The organism is Paraburkholderia sp. SIMBA_027, assembly GCF_046535315.1.
GTDB classification, from domain to species: Bacteria; Pseudomonadota; Gammaproteobacteria; order Burkholderiales; family Burkholderiaceae; genus Paraburkholderia; species Paraburkholderia tropica.
This window is the reverse complement of record NZ_JAWRWY010001437.1, coordinates 1-242: the sequence shown is the minus strand read 5'-3', so window position 1 is coordinate 242 and position 242 is coordinate 1. Positions and strand designations below refer to the sequence as shown.

Below are 242 nucleotides of genomic sequence, written 5' to 3'. Positions count from 1 at the left end.
GAAGGTGGCGAGCGTCGCGAATTCCGTCCGCGTGAGGAAGGTGGCGAACGTCGTCCGTTCCAACGCCGCGACGAAGGCGGCGAACGCCGTCCGTTCCAGCGCCGAGACGAAGGCGGCGAGCGTCGCGAGTTCCGTCCGCGCGAAGAAGGTGGCGAACGCCGTCCCTTCCAGCGCCGAGACGAAGGTGGCGAGCGTCGCGAATTCCGTCCGCGTGAGGAAGGTGGCGAACGTCGTCCGTTCCA

1 protein-coding gene is annotated in these 242 nt (G+C 68.2%); it reads right to left on the bottom strand.

Annotated features, from left to right (window positions below; genetic code table 11):
* Window positions 1-242, bottom strand: a 242-nt coding sequence (locus SB764_RS43930; RefSeq protein WP_410867303.1) for a hypothetical protein, incomplete at both ends; no start/stop codon positions are given.